This window comes from Vibrio sp. Vb0888 (assembly GCF_033338835.1).
GTDB classification, from domain to species: domain Bacteria; phylum Pseudomonadota; class Gammaproteobacteria; order Enterobacterales; family Vibrionaceae; genus Vibrio; species Vibrio alginolyticus.
Genome location: NZ_JAWOTL010000034.1, coordinates 1 through 18,028, shown reverse-complemented (window position 1 = coordinate 18,028; position 18,028 = coordinate 1). Strand labels below are relative to the sequence as shown.

Below are 18,028 nucleotides of genomic sequence, written 5' to 3'. Positions count from 1 at the left end.
TAAAATACAAAACGCCCGATGAAGTACATCGAGCGTTTTAGTTAAAAAGTGTCAACCCATATCAGGACGGGTCATACAAGAGGAGAAGAGTAAGACACGCCACCTAATAAAGCGGCGCAAACGAACTATTTCGCGCTTTCTTCTTCCATTTGTGCGTTATCCACAACGTGGTTTTCACCTAAATCGTTTGGTAGCACAAGGTTAAGAATAATTGCCACGATACCGCATAGGCTCACACCCTGTAGACTGAACTCACCAATACCGAAAGCCATACCACCAATACCAAACACAAGTGTTACGGCAACAATCACTAGGTTACGAGACTTATGCAAATCAACGTTATTCTTGATCAGTGTGTTGAGGCCTACCGTTGCGATGGAGCCGAACAGCAGAATCATGATGCCGCCCATGACAGGAACTGGAATCGTTTGAAGAACCGTACCTAGCTTACCTACCAATGCAAGTACGATTGCGGTGATTGCTGCCCAAGTCATGATCACAGGGTTAAATGCTTTGGTTAGCATTACCGCTCCTGTTACTTCACTGTAAGTGGTGTTTGGTGGAGCACCCACCATCGAAGCTGCGATAGTTGCCACCCCGTCACCTGCGATTGTGCGATGAAGGCCTGGTTTTTTCAGGTAGTTTTTACCTGTAACGTTTGAGATGGCAAGCATGTCACCTACGTGCTCAACCGCAGGTGCGATAGCGACAGGAATCATGAACAAAATTGCGTTGATATTGAACTCTGGCGCGGTGAAGTTTGGCATGGCTAGCCAAGCCGCTTGTTCTACGGGAGTGAAATCAACCACCCCGTAGAATAGAGAAACAGAGTAACCAGCAAGAATACCACCAACAATAGGAACGAGCTTCAAAAAGCCTTTTGCAAAAACGCTGAGTACAATGGTTGTGAGCAGTGAGACCGCCGAGATAATGATCGCAGCATCACCATTAACTAGCTGTGCAGCTCCATCACCAGTTTTACCTACCGCCATGTTCACTGCTGTTGGGGCAAGGCCAAGGCCGATAACCATGATCACAGGGCCAACGACAACGGGCGGGAGAATTTTATGGATAAATCCAACACCACGCACTTTGATCATCGCCCCTAGAGCCACATAAACTAAGCCAGCTGCCATCAAGCCGCCCATCGTTGCACCGATACCCCAAGTTTGGATACCGAACATAATAGGAGCAATAAACGCAAAAGAAGAGGCAAGGAAGATGGGAACAGAACGTTTAGTCATTAATTGGAAGAGGAGGGTACCGACACCGGCACCAAAGAGGGCTACGTTTGGATCAAGGCCAGTTAGGAGCGGCACAAGCACCAAAGCACCAAAAGCGACAAAGAGCATTTGAGCGCCTTGTAACGCGTTTTTCATAATAATTCCCTATTTTCAAGATACGCAGACAAATCCGGCGAATACTATCATCCTGCAATCGTTTGCAATGTTGCATAGATCAAACTTTCGATTGAATTTTTCCCATAAATAGCACTTTTGAGAGTTGCTTGCTTGCAAATTGTCCTCTTTTACGTGTCTTGCGTGAAGATGAAAAATGGACAGCCTAACTTGTTGAGATAGCTTAATAAGCAATGAGTTTATTATAAAAAATAGCACTGAAGTGCTGGTTGAGGCCCGAGTTAACAAAGCTGGTCATAATACAGACAATTTACTCAGTACTTACCTTGCTCAAGATTTGATAGTTGCTTATTATTCGGGTTCTTGTTCAGAGGATTATAAAAACTATGCGCTATTTAGCTCTCTTACTGATAGGTTGGTTGTCCCTACCAGTATATGCATTAACTCAGGTGGATATCTATCGTGCCGAAGTGGTTATCGACAGTGAGCAGAACGACGGTGAGTCTTTGGCTCGTCAACAAGGTATGCAGGATGTGATTGTTCGAGCGACCGGTTCTCAATCCTCTTTAAGCAATCCAGTGATTAAAAAGGCACTTAGCTCAAGTGCGCGTTACATTTCTCAACTAAGCTATGGGCAGGTTGATGGAAAAGCGAGCTTAAAAATGTTGTTTAACAACGACCAAATCAGCTCTCTTTTAACACAAGCACAATTGCCATCTTGGTCGCCAAATCGTGCCAATATTTTAGTTTGGATGGTTGAAGAACAGGGTTACGATCGTAACATTGCGTGGGAACATTCTGAATCTTCAAATGTTGCAGCACTTCGTAGCGCAGCGAAATTAAGAGGCCTACCAATCACTATCCCGGTTGGGGATTTTGATGATGTAACCGGTGTTAATGTCTCTGATCTTTGGGGCGGCTTTATTGAGCCAATTGGTCAAGCCAGCCAGCGCTACCCAGCTGACGCCGTTTTGGTTGTACGGGCTCAAGGTGAACAAATTCGTTGGACACTCTACGACCAGTCGCCAACGAGAATTGTAGAAGCGCAACGTTCTCCGCGTAGCGGGTCTGCATCAGGTGCTAATGCTATTGCAGAAATGGTGGATGGCATCGCAGACTACTATGCAAGTAAGAGTGCAGTTGTGGTTTCAGGAAAGTCTTCAAAAGCGCTAGCAGTGAAAGTCCTTAATGTAACCTCTGCCACGGACTTCTTCCGTTTAGAGAATGCGCTAAAACAACTTAATTCGGTTGCGGGTACAGAGATTAAGCGTGTTCAAGGGGACGAGTTAACGCTCAACATCCACCTTTTGGCATCACAACAAGCTTTTGAGAAAGAAGCTTCTTCTATTTCTCAATTAATGGTTTTTGAAGATCCTTTAGGTGAAGTTGATGCCCCAGCTTCAACTCAAGAAGAAGAGCCATTGGTTCAGAGTAATGAAGCAAAAGACGCCGCGACGCCAAAAGAAGCGCAGCCTGAAGTACCAGTAAATGTTTTGGCAGAAGCAAGTGACGAAACACAACCAACTCAGCCGATGATTGTGGAGCCTGTCCGAGAACAGTATGACTTGATCTACGAGTGGCGCTCGGCATCGTAATCTCCTTGGTAGCGTTCCAGGCGTGAAACGCAAGGATCAAACACCAATGTGGTAAGCATAAAAAAGAGTCGCAATAGCGACTCTTTTTGTTTTCTAAATTCGTATTCGAACCAATGATCAGTGATTGACTGCGATTGGCGTTATTTATTGAATTTCGCTTTTTCTTCTTTTTCTACTTGAGAGAGGCGTTTCAACTTAAGGCCTAGCTCTTTGCCTCTCGCTCTAGCAAACAAAATATTGCCAGCGAAACCGAGTGAAGTCAGTATCAGTTCCACTGCCGCAAGCCAGCGTTCACCCCCATCCACATAGAGGATGGTCAGCGCATGCAAGAAATACAGCATAAGAACAAAGTTAGCCCAAGCATGAGTGTAAGGCTTACCAGCTAAAATACCAGGCAACGGAAGTAGTAGCGGAATACACCAAGCAATAGCAAGTGTTGTGCTGCTGAGGTGAGGGTGAGGGGATAACGCAAGCTGCCAAATAGCGACCCAGGCTAATAAGGCTAAGTTGCCAAATAAAGCCAGGTAACGATAGGTTTTAGCCTGTGTACCGAGTGGTGTTTGGTCTAAAGAGTCAGACATCGATTAACTATCCTTGATTTTACTAACAGACTTTTAGTTTTAACGCTGCAGTTGCCAGCCTTTTGCCTAATTGTTGTGCCAGGCGAATCTCTTCACTGCTTAGGGTTGCCTCATGGCCTACACTGCTGGCGCCATACGGAGTGCCTCCGGACTGCGTAGTGTGTAACTCTGGCTCGGAATAAGGAATGCCCAAAACCATCATCCCATGATGCAATAAAGGGGTCATCATGCTTTGTAACGTTGTTTCTTGACCACCATGCATTGAGGACGAAGAGGTAAAGACACAAGCAGGCTTATCGATTAAGTCACCACTGACCCATAAAGATGTAGTCTGATCCCAGAAGTGCTTTAAAGGCGCAGCCATGTTGCCAAACCAGACGGGACTGCCAAACGCTAGACCGTCGCACGTTTTTAGTTCCTCTAGAGTAACAATTGGATCAGAAGGGGAGTGTGAGTGAGGTGACAATTCTTCAACTGTACGCAAAATTGCTTGGCATTGAGGAGTCGATTCGACTCCTCTTGCTATTTGTCTTGCCAGTTGTTTTGTCGAGCCATGACGGCTGAAATACAAAATAAGGATCTGGCAATCCATTTATAAAATATCCAACACTTGCTCTGGTGGGCGACCAATTTTTGCTTTGCCGTTAGCAACGACAACCGGACGCTCAAACAACTTTGGATTCTTCGCCATTGCTTCGAATAATTGCTCATCGCTGACGGAGTCTTCGCCTAAGCCAAGCTCTTTATATTCACTTTCTTTAGTGCGCATCATTTCACGTACAGATGAAAAGCCAAGCTGGGCGTACAGCGCTTTTAGTTCATCCACGTTAAGTGGTGTGTCTAGGTATTTGACGACTTCCGGTGTAACACCATTTTGCTCAAGCAGTTCAAGTGTTTGACGGCTCTTTGAGCAACGAGGGTTGTGATAAATCACGACTGACATGGTTTTCTCCATTTCGTTATTGTAATGCCATGAATCGATCTCTTTGGATCATGAGTTGGTCGATACGGGCATCGTATCGTGCTTGCTCTAAGCTGCCCAACTTGGCCATTTTACTTGCTTCACTATAATATTGAATCGCTTTATTCCAATTTGCTCGCAATGCCAAAATTTCTGCTCGAGCAGCCAACTCTTCATCGCTACGCCCCAGCGCGTGGTAGCTCTTCGATATTAGGTGCCAGCCATTTGTATCTTCAGGATAGTCATGAGTGTATCTTTGAAGAACTCGCGTGGCTTGATCGTTTTTATTGTCCTCAAGTAGCGCATTGGCGTAGTTAATGGTCAATACTTTATTTTGAGGGTTACGAGATAACGCTTTGCGGAGCATCTCGGTTGCTTTTTCTGGCTGCTTCTTCTCGATGTATAAATCCGTCATAGCGTCCAAGTAAAACGGGTTACTTGGGTCTTGTTCCAGTAACTTTTTCAAAATTGGTTCCGCTTGAGATAAGCGTTTATTGTCTAAATGCACGAGTGCTCGACCATAATCAAAAGCAGGTGTAATGTCCGCAGAGGCTTTCTTTTGGGTTCTCTCAAACCAGCTCAGGGCGGCTTGTCCATCAATGCCAGCGTAACGAGCCACAATGCGCGCGCGAGCTAGATGATAGTCTATTGAAGGCACAACACGCATTGGAGGATAGGTTCTTGCTCGCGCACGGCTATCGGTAATTCGATCTTCAGGCAGAGGGTGAGTCAGGAGCATTGGTGGCGGTTTACTCGCGTAACGATACTCATCAGCAAGACGGCCAAAAAACCTTGGCATTGCTTGAACATCAAAACCGGCTTTTGCTAGTGTCGAAATACCAAAGCGATCCGCTTCTTTTTCGTTTGCACGAGTGTAGTTGATTTGACTTTGCATGTTGCCCGCGGTTGCTGCTGTAATTGCAGCCATCCCCGCTTCGGGTGAGGCAATTGAAAGCAGTAGTGCCCCCGCAAGTGCGGCTAATGTGGCCGGAGAGCGGCGTGCTTGTTCTTCCATACTCCGAGCAAGATGACGTTGTGTGACGTGCGCTATCTCGTGAGCGACAACAGAGGCCAGCTCACTTTCTGAACGAGCATGAAGAAACAACCCAGAATGCAGCGCTACATAGCCACCAAAAAACGCGAACGCGTTGATATTACGGTCGCGAATCATAAAGAAGTGGAACGGCGTTTTTACATCATTCGCATTGGCCACTAATTTGTGCCCAAGAGAGTCAATATATTCATTGATGACAGGGTCATTAACGATAGGTTTACTGGCTCTGAGCATACGCATATAGGCGTCGCCATAAATCAACTCTTGGTCTATTGAAAGCGTGCCACCAGCAGCTGTGCCAATGTCTGGCAAGTCAATGCTATTGGCATAAGTTGTCGGCGAACTGATGGCAGCAGCAAGACATAAGCAAACTAGCGAGCGAGTGCGTTTTAACATACGTTTAAAAGGTTCTCCAAAATACATAAGCATGTGGTTACAGGTCGAGAGCCTATTAACAGCGCCACATACGTTTTGGTTATCCGTGAGGATATAAGCTAACAGTAAGACCGGAAATAAATGAATTGGTTTCGTAAATTATTTTATATCCGAGCTATTTCAGCATGTGGTTAAATCATGTCAGAAGTGCTAGCACCAGCTCAAAAAGCCGTTACAATACAACCCTATCATAAGTGCAGAGCAATACAATGGAATCCATGTTACTTGATTTGCGTGAGCAACGTTGTCCTATGGCACTGTTACTTGCAAAGCGTCATGCTGCTGAGGTCTTTCAAGGAGAAGCAAAGCAGTATCATCAACTTGTCATTCAAGTGGTGGACAACAGCTCTAAACGAGACATTGTGAACTATCTTAGTGCCCAAGGGTACTCGGTTGATTGCCAATCTACATCAGAGCACTACACATTGACTGTCTTCAATAAGGAATCCGCATAAGATGTTTGAAATGGTTAGTCGTTGGTATAAACGACGTTTCTCTGACCCTCACGCAGTAAGTCTCGTTGCGATCTTGCTGTTTGGCTTTATCACCATTTACTTCTTTGGACACTTGATTGCGCCATTACTTGTCGCGATCGTTTTGGCTTATCTACTTGAATGGCCAGTTGTCAAAATGTGTCGTATAGGCGTGCCGCGCACCTTGTCGGTTATTATCGTGATCTTGGTCTTTGTCGGGTTGATGTTAATTGCTTTGTTTGGCTTGGTTCCGACGATTTGGACTCAGGTCGGTAATCTAATTAACGATATTCCGAACATGTACAACGGGCTACAAAAGTTTATTGTCACATTGCCAGAGCGCCACCCTGAACTAGCCAATTTAGAAATAGTAGAAACCGTGGTGACGAACGCCAAAAACCAAGCATTGGGGCTGGGTGAAAGTGTCGTCAAAGGGTCGCTTGCTTCATTAGTTAGCATTGCAACGCTAGCGGTATATTTGATCTTAGTGCCACTTCTGATCTTCTTTTTGCTTAAAGACAAAGAAGAAATGCTGCGAATCGCAAGCGGTATTCTGCCGAAAAACCGTAAATTGGCGAATAAAGTTTGGCATGAGATGAACGAGCAGATATCAAATTACATTCGCGGTAAAGTGTTAGAGATTTTAATCGTGGGCGGTGTGAGCTACGTGACTTTTGCCCTTCTAGACCTTCGTTACTCGGCGTTGCTTGCCGTAGCCGTTGGTCTGTCGGTTTTGATTCCTTATATCGGTGCGGCGGCTGTTACTGTACCTGTTGCTATCGTTGGTTTGTTCCAATGGGGTTTAACGCCTCCGTTTTATTGGTTGTTGCTTGCTTACGGTATTATCCAGGCGCTTGATGGTAATGTCTTGGTTCCTGTTCTGTTTTCCGAGGCAGTAAACTTACACCCAGTTGCTATCATTGTGGCTGTATTAGTCTTTGGTGGGCTGTGGGGTTTTTGGGGGGTGTTCTTCGCCATTCCTTTAGCGACATTAGTCAAAGCCGTATGGCATGCATTACCAAGCACGGAAGAAAACGAACCTGTCGAACAAGAGTAGTTGTTACCAAAGGTACGATGGTTAAAAGAAAGCCCAGCAGTTTGCTGGGCTTTTTGTTTGTAGAAAAACAATAGCGTTTAAGCGTTTTCGTTTAAGTAGTTTAATACGACTTCGTGGTGATCTTTGGTTTTGAACTTGTTGAACACATGTTCGATCACGCCTTCTTCATTGATCAGAAAGCTAATGCGGTGAAGACCGTCGTATACTTTGCCCATGAATTTCTTTTCGCCCCAAACGCCGAACTGGTCAGCAACGGCATGGTCTTCATCAGAAAGCAGAGTGAAGTTTAAATCATCGCGCTCGATGAACTTGCCTAGACGCTTTACAGGGTCGATGCTTACGCCGAGTACCACCACGTTATGTGCATCGAGTTCGGCTTTGATGTCACGAAGGCCTTTTGCTTGTGTAGTACAACCCGGCGTCATCGCCTTAGGGTAAAAGTAGAAAAGTACTTTCTTGCCTTTAAAGTCTTCAAGAGAAACGGTATTTCCGTCTTGGTCGAGCAAAGAGAAGGCTGGCGCTGGCGAGCCTGCTGTCAGCGTATTCATTTTGATTTCCTTTACTTTATAGTGTGTTTTTAATGAAATTCAGAGAACCTTGTACGTTGAGCGACTTACAAAGTTCATCGAAGTCTTCTTGTAATTGCATCAAATTAAAATCCGCGCTTACAGATGCAGTAATCGCAATGTGAAACTGGTCAGAATCGAGTTGAATTTTCGACTTGCTGATGGTTTGCGCGCTAAGAGAGTCTAAACCAATCTGCTGATCAGCGAAGAACTTAGTAAATTTTTCAGTTAACCCAGGGCGGTCTTCAGACTCAATAAACACTTCCATGGTGTAGCTGTTATCGAGCAGTTCGTGCGCCGCTGTGCGTTTCATGATCGTAATAAGGTCATGTTCTTGGCCAAGCAGGGGCAATTGTGTTTCAACTCGAGTCACGCTGCTGGCGTTCCCAGTCAGGAGCATGATCAGCGTAAATTCGCTGCCAAAGATAGCGATACGGCTATCGACTATGTTACAACCAGCTTGAGTAACGAGCTGTACGACTTGGTTACAAATGCCTGGACGGTCCGTTCCAACTGCTGTAAGTACCAGATGTTGCTTCATAAATGAGCTTCTTGTCCTTTCTTCAATAGAGAGATGTTAGCACAGATATTGCGAAGAAATATCGAGCCAGTTCTTTTTTAGTCCATAAAAAAGCAGTCGGAGCTTGAGGGGAGTGGTGGGAAATAAACAGTAAATGCAGGCTATAGGATAAACAAAACGTTTGCATGATGTGCTTGCCTATTGTCTGGCCGTTTTATTCACTTAGATCTGACTTGGCTAACAAGACCAAAGAGTATATTTTCCTTGCTTGTGCTCTTCAGTATTTTCCAAATCACTGATAGATTCTAAAGTCACTCGAAAGCCCAACACGATTATCAATATTGCCGTTAATCAAACCAAATAGAGCAATTAAGTTGCTAGACCTCTAACAACTGATAATTATTCATTCATTTGTACTTTGTAAGCGAGTTTACGCTCTTGTGTTTTTCAATCGCATTACAGTACCATGCAGAAAGAGTTAAATGAGGGAGATAAACATGTTTTCAGGAAGTATCGTAGCGCTGATTACGCCATTCAAAGCAGATGGCGAAGTAGACTTTGACGGTCTGCAAAAGCTAGTAGAGTACCACGTTGAAGCGGGTACAGACGGTATTGTGGCAGTAGGCACAACAGGTGAGTCAGCGACACTGACCATTGAAGAGCATGTGAAGGTCGTTAATAAAACTGTTGAGTTTGCCGACGGTCGCATCCCTGTGATTGCTGGCACGGGTGCAAATGCAACCCATGAGGCAGTAACATTTAGCAAATTACTGGCTGATTCTGGTATTGCTGGCTTCCTGAGTGTGACACCGTATTACAACAAACCAACTCAAGAGGGTTTGTTTTTACATTACAAGGCAATTGCCGAAGCGAGTGACGTGCCTCTAATTTTGTACAACGTACCAGGCCGTACTGCTGTTGATATGCAGCCAGAAACAGTGGCACGCTTGTCAAAGCTTGATAATATCGTGGCTCTAAAAGATGCAACGGGCGATTTGGAACGAATTGCAATTCATCGTGAACTTTGTGGCGAAGATTTTATCTTACTAAGTGGCGATGATGCGACAGGGCTGGATTTTGTGAAACTTGGCGGCAATGGTGTTATCTCGGTAACGAACAATATTGCAGCTAAAGACATGGCAGACATGTTCCATTTGGCAAGTGAAGGTAAGTACGAAGAAGCAGAAGCGATTAACCAACGCTTGATGACTCTACACAAAAACCTTTTCATCGAAGCAAGCCCTATCCCAGTAAAATGGGCAGCGCAAAAGCTTGGTTTGATTGAAGAAGGTGGTTTGCGTCTTCCTTTAACTACGCTTTCTGAAAAATCGCAGCCGATCGTCGAGCAGGCGCTAACAGACGCCCATATTTATTAAGATTGAGCTATTAAGATTGAGTTACTAGGATTGAAGTTCATACTGGGGGCCAAAGCGCCCTCGGTGTTTTAGGAGTATAGATGAAGCTTTCAAGCCAGTTAGTGTTAAGTTCATTAGCTGTATTCGTATTGACTGCCTGTTCAGGTGGTGCCAATCAACGTCGTCAAGCAAAAGATGACTTCGAGTATTTGAACTCCCCAAATTTGGGTGAGTGGAATGTCCCACAGGGTGCACAGCCTCAGTTTTACCCTAACTACGAGATCCCTCAGGGTAACTACGCTGGTGGTGTCGGTAAAGATGTCGACATTCGTCCACCTCAACAAGTCCTAGAGCTTATTCCCGGTGCACGTCTAGACCGCAGTAGTGATGGTGAAGTGACACTTTGGCTACTTCGTAAAGATGAACTAGATAAAGTTTGGCAAACGGTGCAAAACATGGTCGCGGCTAACGAGATTCCAGTTGAAAGCCAAACAGACTCTCGCATCGAGACAGGATGGGTGACTTGGGATTCGCCAGATGAAGAGCTAGAAATTGGCAGCCGATATGAAATCGTACGCGCTGAAGCAAATGGTCGACACGGCTTTAAGGTGAGCCTTATTGACTGGCGTGAAGGCAATCAAGTGAAAGAAGTAACGGCGACCAACCGTGAGCGCTACAATGTGTTCATGACGAACTTGGTCACCGCTCGCTACGATCAAGAAGTGCGTGAAGAAGCACAGCGTAAAGCGCAAGAGTTGGTTAAACAGATCCCAATCACAATGGGTAAAGACCGCAGCGGACTTCCAGTGATTATCGCGCGTGCGCAATACAACATGCTTTGGCAACGTCTGCCTAATATTCTACCTAAGATGGGCTTTAAGATTGAAGAGCGTAGCCAGTCTCAGGGCACAATCACTGCGAAATATGCATCTCCGGATGATGAATTCTGGAACGATATCGGCGTTAAACCAGTGGAGTTAGCCGCTGGTAAGTACACATTCTTACTTGGTGATTTAGGCAACCGTACGTCTATCAATATCACCGACTCCTCTGGCAAGCCAGTAGAAGAAGAGTTTTTGAAATCACTAGCGCCTGTATTGGCTGCAACAGTGAAGCAGTAAACAAAGCGAGCTTAACGCGGCGTGTTTACTTAATGATAGAAAAGGGACCTAGTGGTCCCTTTTTTGATGTTTAGATTAAATGTGTCGAGATGAAGCTGGTGAGTAACTAACGAGGCTCGTTTTTGTTTTTATCTTCTTCAGCGTAGCGCTGTTTATCCAATGTGTTCAGCTTATCTAAATCGTTCTTACGGCTTTTATCCATCTGACCAAACTTCATTTTTGCGGTATATTTGAGTGCGGCAATATTACCAATGACCACGCTCAACACTACAATAATAATGACCCAAGGATTGGTTAGTATTTCTATCATAGAGCCTCCGGCGGCGTGATATTGTGAATAAATTTGGCAACGACGTTATCCAAATTATTCAGTATGACGTCAATCCCTGCAATGTTGTCGGTCTGATTTTGTTTAATCAACTGGCTTCTGAGTACATCAAGCGTCAACTGCTCGAGGCATTGCTGCCCGACAGCGCGGTGACTAATGTGCCAAGGCTCAATCGAAACGCCACCTAAATCATGTTGATAAGGAAAGAAGAAACCGAACCGACCAAGGTTGGCTTTTAACCATTGGTTGAACGCCTGCTGGTGGCCTTCAAGATACTCCCAAGGTTCCAACTTGAGTCTTGTGTCAGCAGGCAATAAATTGTGCGCATAGACATCAAAATCACAACCCCAATGATGACGACTTCCTCCGGGCAATGCCGACCAGCGCAAAATGGCCATCAATTTCTCTTTGTCATTTAACTCTGCTTTATTCAAAGGGCGGGAGTTGATGTCGAGAATTGGCAACTCACCAGAAAACTTCCCGTTCCAGATGGCTTTTTGGCGATTAAAGTCACGAAAACCACTGGCGATTTCCATTTTGAAACCTGCTTCTGTTGCCGCTTCAATCATCTTTAGCAGATCGTCAGCCACTTCAGGGTGGAGTAGAAACGCTTTTTGATCCACTAAAGTGGATTGAAGATGGGAATCAGTGATTCCGGTGAGTTGCTCTGGTGTCATTGTGTTCTCGCTGATTACTTCGCCAATAGGTGCTTCAACGTGTTTTCGTACATGTCCGTCAACTTTTCAAGATCGTCGACTTTCACACACTCGTTCACTTTATGAATCGTAGCGTTAACAGGGCCTAACTCTACGACTTGACCTCCCATTCGAGCAATAAAACGACCATCAGAAGTACCGCCAGTTGTAAGTAGCGCTGGCTTCGTATCATTGACTTCGGCCACAGCAGCTACAACTGCGTCTAGCAGTGCGCCCGTATCGGTCAGGAATGGGTCACCGTTGAATGTCCATTTTAGGTCGTAGTCCAGCTCATGCTTGTCCAATGTTTCGGTAACACGCTGAACAATTGCGTCATTGTTAAGCTCAGTACTAAAACGTAGGTTGAACTGAACATGGAACTCGCCAGGAATAACATTAGACGCACCAGTGCCAGCCGATACATTCGGGATCTGGAAACTAGTCGGTGGGAAGTAATCATTCCCTTTGTCCCATTCTGTCGTCGCGAGTTCATGAATCGCGAGTAGAGACTCGTGCACTGGATTGCTGGCTAGGTGAGGGTAGGCCACGTGACCTTGTGTTCCTTTTACCGTTAAATCACCAGTGATGGATCCACGGCGTCCATTTTTCACTACATCGCCAACCACGTCGGTGCTGGATGGTTCACCAACAATACACATATCGATGTTCTCACCACGTTCCATCAACGTTTCTACAACGCGAACGGTACCATTGATAAATGGTCCTTCTTCATCTGACGTAATCAAAAAGCCAATTGAGCCTTTGTGGTCTGGGTTTTCTTCAATGAAGCGTTCGACAGCAACGACCATAGCAGCTAGCGACCCTTTCATGTCAGCTGCGCCGCGGCCATGCAAGTAACCATCAATAATGGTCGGTTCAAACGGATGTGTATTCCAGTGTTCCAATTTGCCAGCTGGTACCACATCGGTGTGGCCAGCAAACGCAAATAGCGGCGCTTCTGAACCACGTCGAGCCCAGAAGTTCGTGGTGTCTTCAAATACCATCACTTCAATTTCAAACCCGAGTGCTTTTAAGCGCTCGATCATCAAATCCTGACAACCTGCGTCTTCCGGCGTTACGGACTGTCTACTGATCAGATCTTTAGCAAGTGCCAATACTGGACTGTCTGTCATCCTTGAGTATTCCTTTATTTAAGAGTTGAAAATGCTAGCGTATTGATCAGCTTTAAAACCGATATGAAGTTGATCATTCACTTTTAAAATTGGGCGTTTAATCATCGCAGGGTTTTCTACCAAAAGAGCGATGGCGTTTTCCTCGTTAAGTGTGTCTTTCTGCTCTTGCGCTAATTGGCGGTAGGTTGTGCCACGTTTATTGAGCACCTGTTCCCAACCTAAAGCGCGACAAAATTCACTTACCATTTCTGCATCAATGCCTTGCTTACGGTAGTCATGGAAGTCGTAAGCAATATCCTCGGCTTCTAACCATTTCTTGGCTTTTTTGATCGTATCGCAGTTGGGAATACCAAACATGGTAATCGACATAGTCTTTCCTTTTTCTTTGTTCTATTTTTCACTGGCGCGGTTAAGACGCACTTAAGTGATTTGGGCTGTTAAAGCATCCTATCAAGAAGCAATCAAACTGACAAAATGCGGTGGAAAATATTTTCAGATAGATTGAGATAACTAATGTCACATAACTTATTTACGATGAATGCGCTATAAATCGAATAAAAATTCGTCTAAATCAAATGGAAAAGTCGAGTTATTGATCAAACGCAACACCTCGTTGAGCAAAAACGAAATAATGAATCAGCACAATTTTAGGAGGTGTCAATGGAATTGAGTCCTGTTTTTGCAAGGCGGCTATATTTGGCCTTGTTGGTGGAAAACCTAGAAAGGCCGAATGTGCCAAAGTTGATCGAAAAAACGGGGTGGCCTCGTCGTACTATTCAAGATGTACTCAAGGCGTTACCTGGGATCGGCATTGAACTCATATTCGTTCAAGATGGCCGACGTCATAATGACGGCTATTATCAACTTTCAGATTGGGGGCCTTTTGATAGCCAATGGGTTCTAGAGCGGGAGAGAGATATCGCTAGCAGTCTTGGATTTCGTGCATAAGCCAGCAATTGCTGGCTTTTTTCATATTCAGGCCTCATCCATTGCAGCGGTAGGCGGAACCCAGCACGCTAAATGAAGTGATAAAATCTTGTGGGGAGACCATAAAAACGGTGTCCGCATCGATAGCCGCTGCATTGTTTTTTAAATCGTTCATCGCGCCTTGCATCATCGCGTCATTAGTCATGAAAATGTAGTTATACCAATGGCCTTCACTTCCGGTGACTTCGCCTTTGTATTCGCATCGCTCAGGGTCGAATTGCGCGTCAATGCGAATATGAACATCTTGACTTTGAGCATGAGTAAGGTGAGAAGGCATCGTGCAACCCGTTAGAAGCACGACAAAAAGTCCAAGTAACAGGCGTTTCATTCGCTATTTCCCCAATACTATGTAAGCAGCAAAGCCAATCCAGCTCAGAACAAGTAGTGTCCAAGGCAGTTTGCTTGATGAATGGTTTGGCGCATCGTCGGTGATATTGTCTTGTTCGATAATCTCTTCATGCTGACGTTGTTTTTCACGTTGCTGTTTTTTCTTCGCTTTATCGGCTTGGCGGTTACGCTCTTTTTGTTGTTTCTTATATTGCGCGATGCCTTTTTCGATACCTTGAGCGATAAGCTTGGTTTGCTCTTTGGTTTGCCCCGGTTTCTGCGTGGATTTGGCAATTCTCATCGCTTCGGCTTGAGTTTCTTGAGAAGGCACAGGGGTGGCAGGAGTTCTTTTTTTCATGTTTCTCATCAACGTCGCTGTAAATCTTTGTTTAGTTTACCTGTGTAAGGTGCTGAAATGAACTTCAGTTCTCATCTTTGTTGGCTTGCAACTCTGAAACGATAGGTTAAAGTGACGTTTTTATCACATAAAGAAGAAGATGTTGTGCGCTATTCGTTTGACCAATATGACGCCCATGGATTTTTAAAGGCGCCGATCATTTTATGGGTGGGATGGATGTTTCTTGTGCGTTCATGGGTGGTGTTTGCCATGGCTGGTGTAAGTCGTGATAGTGGCAGTAAGCTACTCGCTATTGTTTACCCAGATTCAAGTACGTTGTATTTAGGTTTGGCGATGGGCATTCCAAGTTTGCTTCTTATGTGGTTAATGGGGCTTCGTCATCCCGACAGAGGATGGGTAAACAGAATTACTCGCTATGGTCGCGAGATCACTTTGATCTTGTGCGGTATTCAACTTGCTCAGACCATGTATCATGTGTACCTAGAACATGGAGTGTTTAATTGGGCAAACGCTCTTACCATTACCTTATTAGCTTGGTTTATGATCTATCTTCTAAATGGAAGATGGGTAAAAGACTGTTTTCAAGTGCCACAATTGGCGCACGATGAACAGCAGCATTCAAAGAATTAAAAACAATAACTTCCCACTCTGGGGCAAAGTAATAGAGGAAACCTCAATGTCACAAGCTCAAACGGCGATCGTGCCAGAAGCCGGGCCATTTGCACTGTACACTCAACTCAAAGTGAACCAAAACCGTGAAAACGTATTAGAAAAACTGAAAGCACTACCAAAGTTGGTGGAAGAGTTAAACATTACCCAGCCGGGTGCAGCGCTGACGCTTTCTATCGCATTCACAAAATCGTTTTGGGAACACCTTAATGTAGACGCGCCAGAAGAGCTTATTGATTTTACTCAACTTGGCGAAGGTGACATCGTTGCTCCAGCAACAGACGTAGATGTACTGATTCACTGTCACTCGACTCGTCACGACTTGCATTTTTACGTGTTGCGTAAGTTCCTAGAAGAGACGGCACAAGATGTCACCATTGTGGACGAAACATATGGGTACCGTTACCTTGATGCTCGTGATATGACAGACTTCATTGATGGCACAGAAAACCCGAAAGGGGAGGCTCGCGCTGATGTGGCTCTAGTAAAAGAGGGCCCATTTGCTGGAGGCAGTTATGTTATGGCTCAGCGCTTTGAACATAACCTTGCCGCTTGGAATCGATTGAATGTCAAAGCGCAAGAAAAAGTGATTGGTCGTACCAAGCTAGACTCTATCGAGCTAGAAGACGTTCCTGCTGCATCACACGTTGGTCGAGTTGATATCAAAGAAGAAGGTAAAGGTTTGAAGATTGTTCGCCACAGCTTACCATACGGGACGGTGACAGGGCCTCATGGCCTGCTGTTTATTTCTTACTGCAATACACTTCATAACATTAAAGTGATGCTAGAAAGTATGTACGGCGTGACAGATGGTAAAACAGACCAAATGCTTCGTTTCACAACAGCGGTAACTGGTGCGTACTTCTTCGCGCCTTCGCAAGAAATGCTCGCAGAGCTAGCCATCAAGTAAGTTGTCAGACTTTATTTCTTAAGCCCTCCAATGGAGGGCTTTTGTTTTCGATTTCTATTCCAATCTCTTTTCAAAAAACACTAAACTTTTCTGTTACTTGGTCGATAAGTACTCAAAGCCTTAATTTTAGGACTCTTTATTCGTGGCGATCACCGTTAATACCAATGTTGCAGCACTTGTCGCACAGCGTCACTTGACCAGTGCAACGGATATGCTGAATCAATCCATGGAGCGTTTGTCTTCAGGGAAGCGTATTAATAGCGCAAAGGATGACGCTGCGGGTCTGCAAATTTCCAACCGCTTGCAATCACAAATGCGTGGTTTAGATGTTGCGGTTCGCAACGCGAATGACGGCATTTCCATCATGCAAACTGCGGAAGGCGCGATGAATGAGGTGACCAATATCATGCAACGTATGCGTGATTTGTCGCTACAGTCAGCCAATGGTTCAAACAGCAAAGCGGAGCGCACTGCACTGCAAGAAGAAGTCTCTGCTTTAAATGATGAGTTAAGTCGTATTGCAGAAACCACATCTTTTGGTGGACGTAAATTGCTGAACGGCACATTCGGTACATCGTCTTTTCAAATCGGTGCAACGGCTGGTGAAGCGGTACAAATTGGCCTGCGGACCATGCAGCCGGAATCTTTAGGTAGCTTTTCAATGAGCTCATATCAAAGAGTCAGTTCAGATTGGACGGTTCAAAACGGAAATAATGAAATTGTTATCAGCTACCGTGATAACAATTTTGAAGAGCAGGAGATCCGTATTGAAGCTAAAGCTGGCGACGATATAGAAGAACTCGCGACTTACATTAACGGGCAGACCGATAAAGTGAAAGCGTCTGTTAATGAAGAGGGGCAACTGCAGTTACTCATGTCCCACAAGGACGCCATAAAATACCCTGGACCAACCTTCAGTGGTGGCCTGGCTGATGAGTTAGAACTTGGCAAGTATGTCACCGTAAATAGAACGGTAGATAGTATTGATATTAGCACGGTCGGTGGCGCTCAGATGGCGGTCGGCATTTTAGATGATGCTTTGAAAACGGTAGATGGCAGTCGTGCGGAGTTAGGCGCGTATCAAAACCGCTTTAATCACGCGATCAATAATCTCGATAACATCCACGAAAACTTAGCCGCTTCCAACAGTCGTATCCAAGACACTGACTATGCCAAAGAAACTACGCAAATGGTGAAGCAACAGATTTTACAACAGGTCAGTACTTCTATTCTGGCGCAAGCAAAACAAGCGCCAAACCTAGCATTGACCTTGCTTGGCTGATGAACGGCCTTGCCCGAATTTAACGCAAAACCTGCCTGTATCGACAATTCGAAAAGAAGCTTTAGCGAAAAATGAAAGTTTTTTGCTTTTTTATCCGCTTTGTCACGATTACCCCTCCAAACGAATTATTTTCAAAAAAATCTAAAATTTTCTCTAAAGAAAACAGGGTATGCGCCGTTAATAAAAGTAACTTTGAGAGAACTACTTGGTTTTCCGAGACGTCGGAAACCGCTACACCGGAAAATCAATTGGAGAAATCACCA

22 protein-coding genes and 1 pseudogene are annotated in these 18,028 nt (G+C 44.9%); 10 read left to right on the top strand and 13 right to left on the bottom strand.

The features are described from left to right. Window positions 1-125: 125 nt before the first annotated feature. Window positions 126-1,379 carry a uracil-xanthine permease family protein gene (locus R7P72_RS23135; protein WP_005380403.1) on the bottom strand — a complete coding sequence of 418 codons (1,254 nt, stop codon included), beginning with the start codon at window positions 1,377-1,379 and terminating at the stop codon, window positions 126-128. Window positions 1,380-1,744: 365 nt separating this feature from the next. On the opposite strand from R7P72_RS23135, the gene R7P72_RS23130 reads away from it, so the two are divergent. After that, window positions 1,745-2,953 carry a DUF2066 domain-containing protein gene (locus R7P72_RS23130; RefSeq protein WP_213907459.1) on the top strand — a complete coding sequence of 403 codons (1,209 nt, stop codon included), beginning with the start codon at window positions 1,745-1,747 and terminating at the stop codon, window positions 2,951-2,953. Window positions 2,954-3,093: 140 nt separating this feature from the next. Here the strand turns inward: R7P72_RS23130 and R7P72_RS23125 are convergent, their stop codons facing one another. From R7P72_RS23125 to R7P72_RS23110, 4 genes are read right to left on the bottom strand one after another with little or no spacing between them, the layout of a single operon-like run. Next, a complete protein-coding gene (locus R7P72_RS23125; protein ID WP_005380407.1) occupies window positions 3,094-3,534 on the bottom strand; it encodes a DUF2069 domain-containing protein in 441 nt (146 codons plus the stop codon). 22 nt (window positions 3,535-3,556) lie between these two features. Then, window positions 3,557-4,126, bottom strand: coding sequence for an NAD(P)H:quinone oxidoreductase (gene wrbA, locus R7P72_RS23120; RefSeq protein WP_005380409.1), 570 nt, complete (start codon window positions 4,124-4,126; stop codon window positions 3,557-3,559). Next, window positions 4,127-4,477, bottom strand: coding sequence for an arsenate reductase (glutaredoxin) (arsC, locus tag R7P72_RS23115; RefSeq protein WP_005380410.1), 351 nt, complete (start codon window positions 4,475-4,477; stop codon window positions 4,127-4,129). Between the two features lie 16 nt (window positions 4,478-4,493). After that, on the bottom strand, window positions 4,494-5,945 hold the full coding sequence (locus R7P72_RS23110) for a tetratricopeptide repeat protein (protein WP_005394337.1): 1,452 nt from the start codon (window positions 5,943-5,945) through the stop codon (window positions 4,494-4,496). A gap of 257 nt (window positions 5,946-6,202) precedes the next feature. Between R7P72_RS23110 and R7P72_RS23105 the strand changes: the two genes are divergently transcribed. Both R7P72_RS23105 and R7P72_RS23100 read left to right on the top strand, forming a co-directional pair. Continuing rightward, window positions 6,203-6,439, top strand: a complete 237-nt coding sequence (locus R7P72_RS23105; protein ID WP_005380414.1) for a sulfurtransferase TusA family protein — start codon at window positions 6,203-6,205, stop codon at window positions 6,437-6,439. A 1-nt stretch (window position 6,440) separates the two neighbouring features. After that, window positions 6,441-7,514 carry an AI-2E family transporter gene (locus R7P72_RS23100; RefSeq protein ID WP_005380416.1) on the top strand — a complete coding sequence of 358 codons (1,074 nt, stop codon included), beginning with the start codon at window positions 6,441-6,443 and terminating at the stop codon, window positions 7,512-7,514. A gap of 77 nt (window positions 7,515-7,591) precedes the next feature. On the opposite strand, the gene bcp is transcribed toward R7P72_RS23100, so the two are convergent. Both bcp and R7P72_RS23090 read right to left on the bottom strand, forming a co-directional pair. Beyond that, complete coding sequence (bcp, locus tag R7P72_RS23095; protein WP_005380418.1) at window positions 7,592-8,062, bottom strand: thioredoxin-dependent thiol peroxidase; 471 nt, start codon at window positions 8,060-8,062, stop codon at window positions 7,592-7,594. A gap of 16 nt (window positions 8,063-8,078) precedes the next feature. Continuing rightward, window positions 8,079-8,621, bottom strand: coding sequence for a glycine cleavage system protein R (locus tag R7P72_RS23090; protein WP_005380420.1), 543 nt, complete (start codon window positions 8,619-8,621; stop codon window positions 8,079-8,081). A 476-nt stretch (window positions 8,622-9,097) separates the two neighbouring features. Between R7P72_RS23090 and dapA the strand changes: the two genes are divergently transcribed. Further along, entirely contained in the window at window positions 9,098-9,976 is an 879-nt protein-coding gene (gene dapA, locus R7P72_RS23085; protein WP_005380422.1) for a 4-hydroxy-tetrahydrodipicolinate synthase, read from the top strand. 80 nt (window positions 9,977-10,056) lie between these two features. Continuing rightward, on the top strand, window positions 10,057-11,076 hold the full coding sequence (gene bamC, locus R7P72_RS23080; RefSeq protein ID WP_005380424.1) for an outer membrane protein assembly factor BamC: 1,020 nt from the start codon (window positions 10,057-10,059) through the stop codon (window positions 11,074-11,076). Window positions 11,077-11,182: 106 nt separating this feature from the next. On the opposite strand, the gene R7P72_RS23075 is transcribed toward bamC, so the two are convergent. Genes R7P72_RS23075 through R7P72_RS23060 form a run of 4 tightly spaced genes read right to left on the bottom strand, consistent with a single transcriptional unit; the run spans window position 11,183 to window position 13,601 of the window. Next, complete coding sequence (locus R7P72_RS23075) at window positions 11,183-11,386, bottom strand: DUF2897 family protein (protein ID WP_005380425.1); 204 nt, start codon at window positions 11,384-11,386, stop codon at window positions 11,183-11,185. Then, window positions 11,383-12,081: a M15 family metallopeptidase gene (locus R7P72_RS23070; protein WP_005380427.1), complete on the bottom strand. Its 699-nt coding sequence runs from the start codon at window positions 12,079-12,081 to the stop codon at window positions 11,383-11,385. Before R7P72_RS23070 ends, R7P72_RS23075 begins: the two co-directional genes overlap by 4 nt. Window positions 12,082-12,095: 14 nt before the next feature. Then, window positions 12,096-13,232, bottom strand: a complete 1,137-nt coding sequence (gene dapE, locus R7P72_RS23065; protein WP_005380429.1) for a succinyl-diaminopimelate desuccinylase — start codon at window positions 13,230-13,232, stop codon at window positions 12,096-12,098. Window positions 13,233-13,250: 18 nt separating this feature from the next. Next, on the bottom strand, window positions 13,251-13,601 hold the full coding sequence (locus tag R7P72_RS23060) for an ArsC family reductase (protein WP_005380431.1): 351 nt from the start codon (window positions 13,599-13,601) through the stop codon (window positions 13,251-13,253). A gap of 291 nt (window positions 13,602-13,892) precedes the next feature. Here R7P72_RS23060 and R7P72_RS23055 point away from each other — a divergent pair, with 291 nt between their 5' ends. Next, window positions 13,893-14,180, top strand: a complete 288-nt coding sequence (locus R7P72_RS23055; protein WP_005380433.1) for a helix-turn-helix domain-containing protein — start codon at window positions 13,893-13,895, stop codon at window positions 14,178-14,180. A 34-nt stretch (window positions 14,181-14,214) separates the two neighbouring features. On the opposite strand, the gene R7P72_RS23050 is transcribed toward R7P72_RS23055, so the two are convergent. Further along, entirely contained in the window at window positions 14,215-14,547 is a 333-nt protein-coding gene (locus R7P72_RS23050) for a DUF4156 domain-containing protein (RefSeq protein WP_005380435.1), read from the bottom strand. Window positions 14,548-14,550: 3 nt separating this feature from the next. Further along, complete coding sequence (locus tag R7P72_RS23045) at window positions 14,551-14,904, bottom strand: DUF2956 domain-containing protein (RefSeq protein WP_005380437.1); 354 nt, start codon at window positions 14,902-14,904, stop codon at window positions 14,551-14,553. Window positions 14,905-15,048: 144 nt separating this feature from the next. Here R7P72_RS23045 and R7P72_RS23040 point away from each other — a divergent pair, with 144 nt between their 5' ends. From R7P72_RS23040 to R7P72_RS23025, 4 genes and pseudogenes are all read left to right on the top strand, one after another. Continuing rightward, window positions 15,049-15,534, top strand: coding sequence for a DUF2919 domain-containing protein (locus R7P72_RS23040; RefSeq protein ID WP_031779045.1), 486 nt, complete (start codon window positions 15,049-15,051; stop codon window positions 15,532-15,534). A gap of 46 nt (window positions 15,535-15,580) precedes the next feature. Further along, complete coding sequence (locus R7P72_RS23035) at window positions 15,581-16,483, top strand: Dyp-type peroxidase (protein ID WP_005380441.1); 903 nt, start codon at window positions 15,581-15,583, stop codon at window positions 16,481-16,483. Window positions 16,484-16,625: 142 nt separating this feature from the next. Continuing rightward, window positions 16,626-17,765, top strand: a complete 1,140-nt coding sequence (locus R7P72_RS23030; protein ID WP_005380443.1) for a flagellin — start codon at window positions 16,626-16,628, stop codon at window positions 17,763-17,765. A 71-nt stretch (window positions 17,766-17,836) separates the two neighbouring features. Next, window positions 17,837-18,028: pseudogene (locus tag R7P72_RS23025) on the top strand (hypothetical protein); the annotation flags it as partial.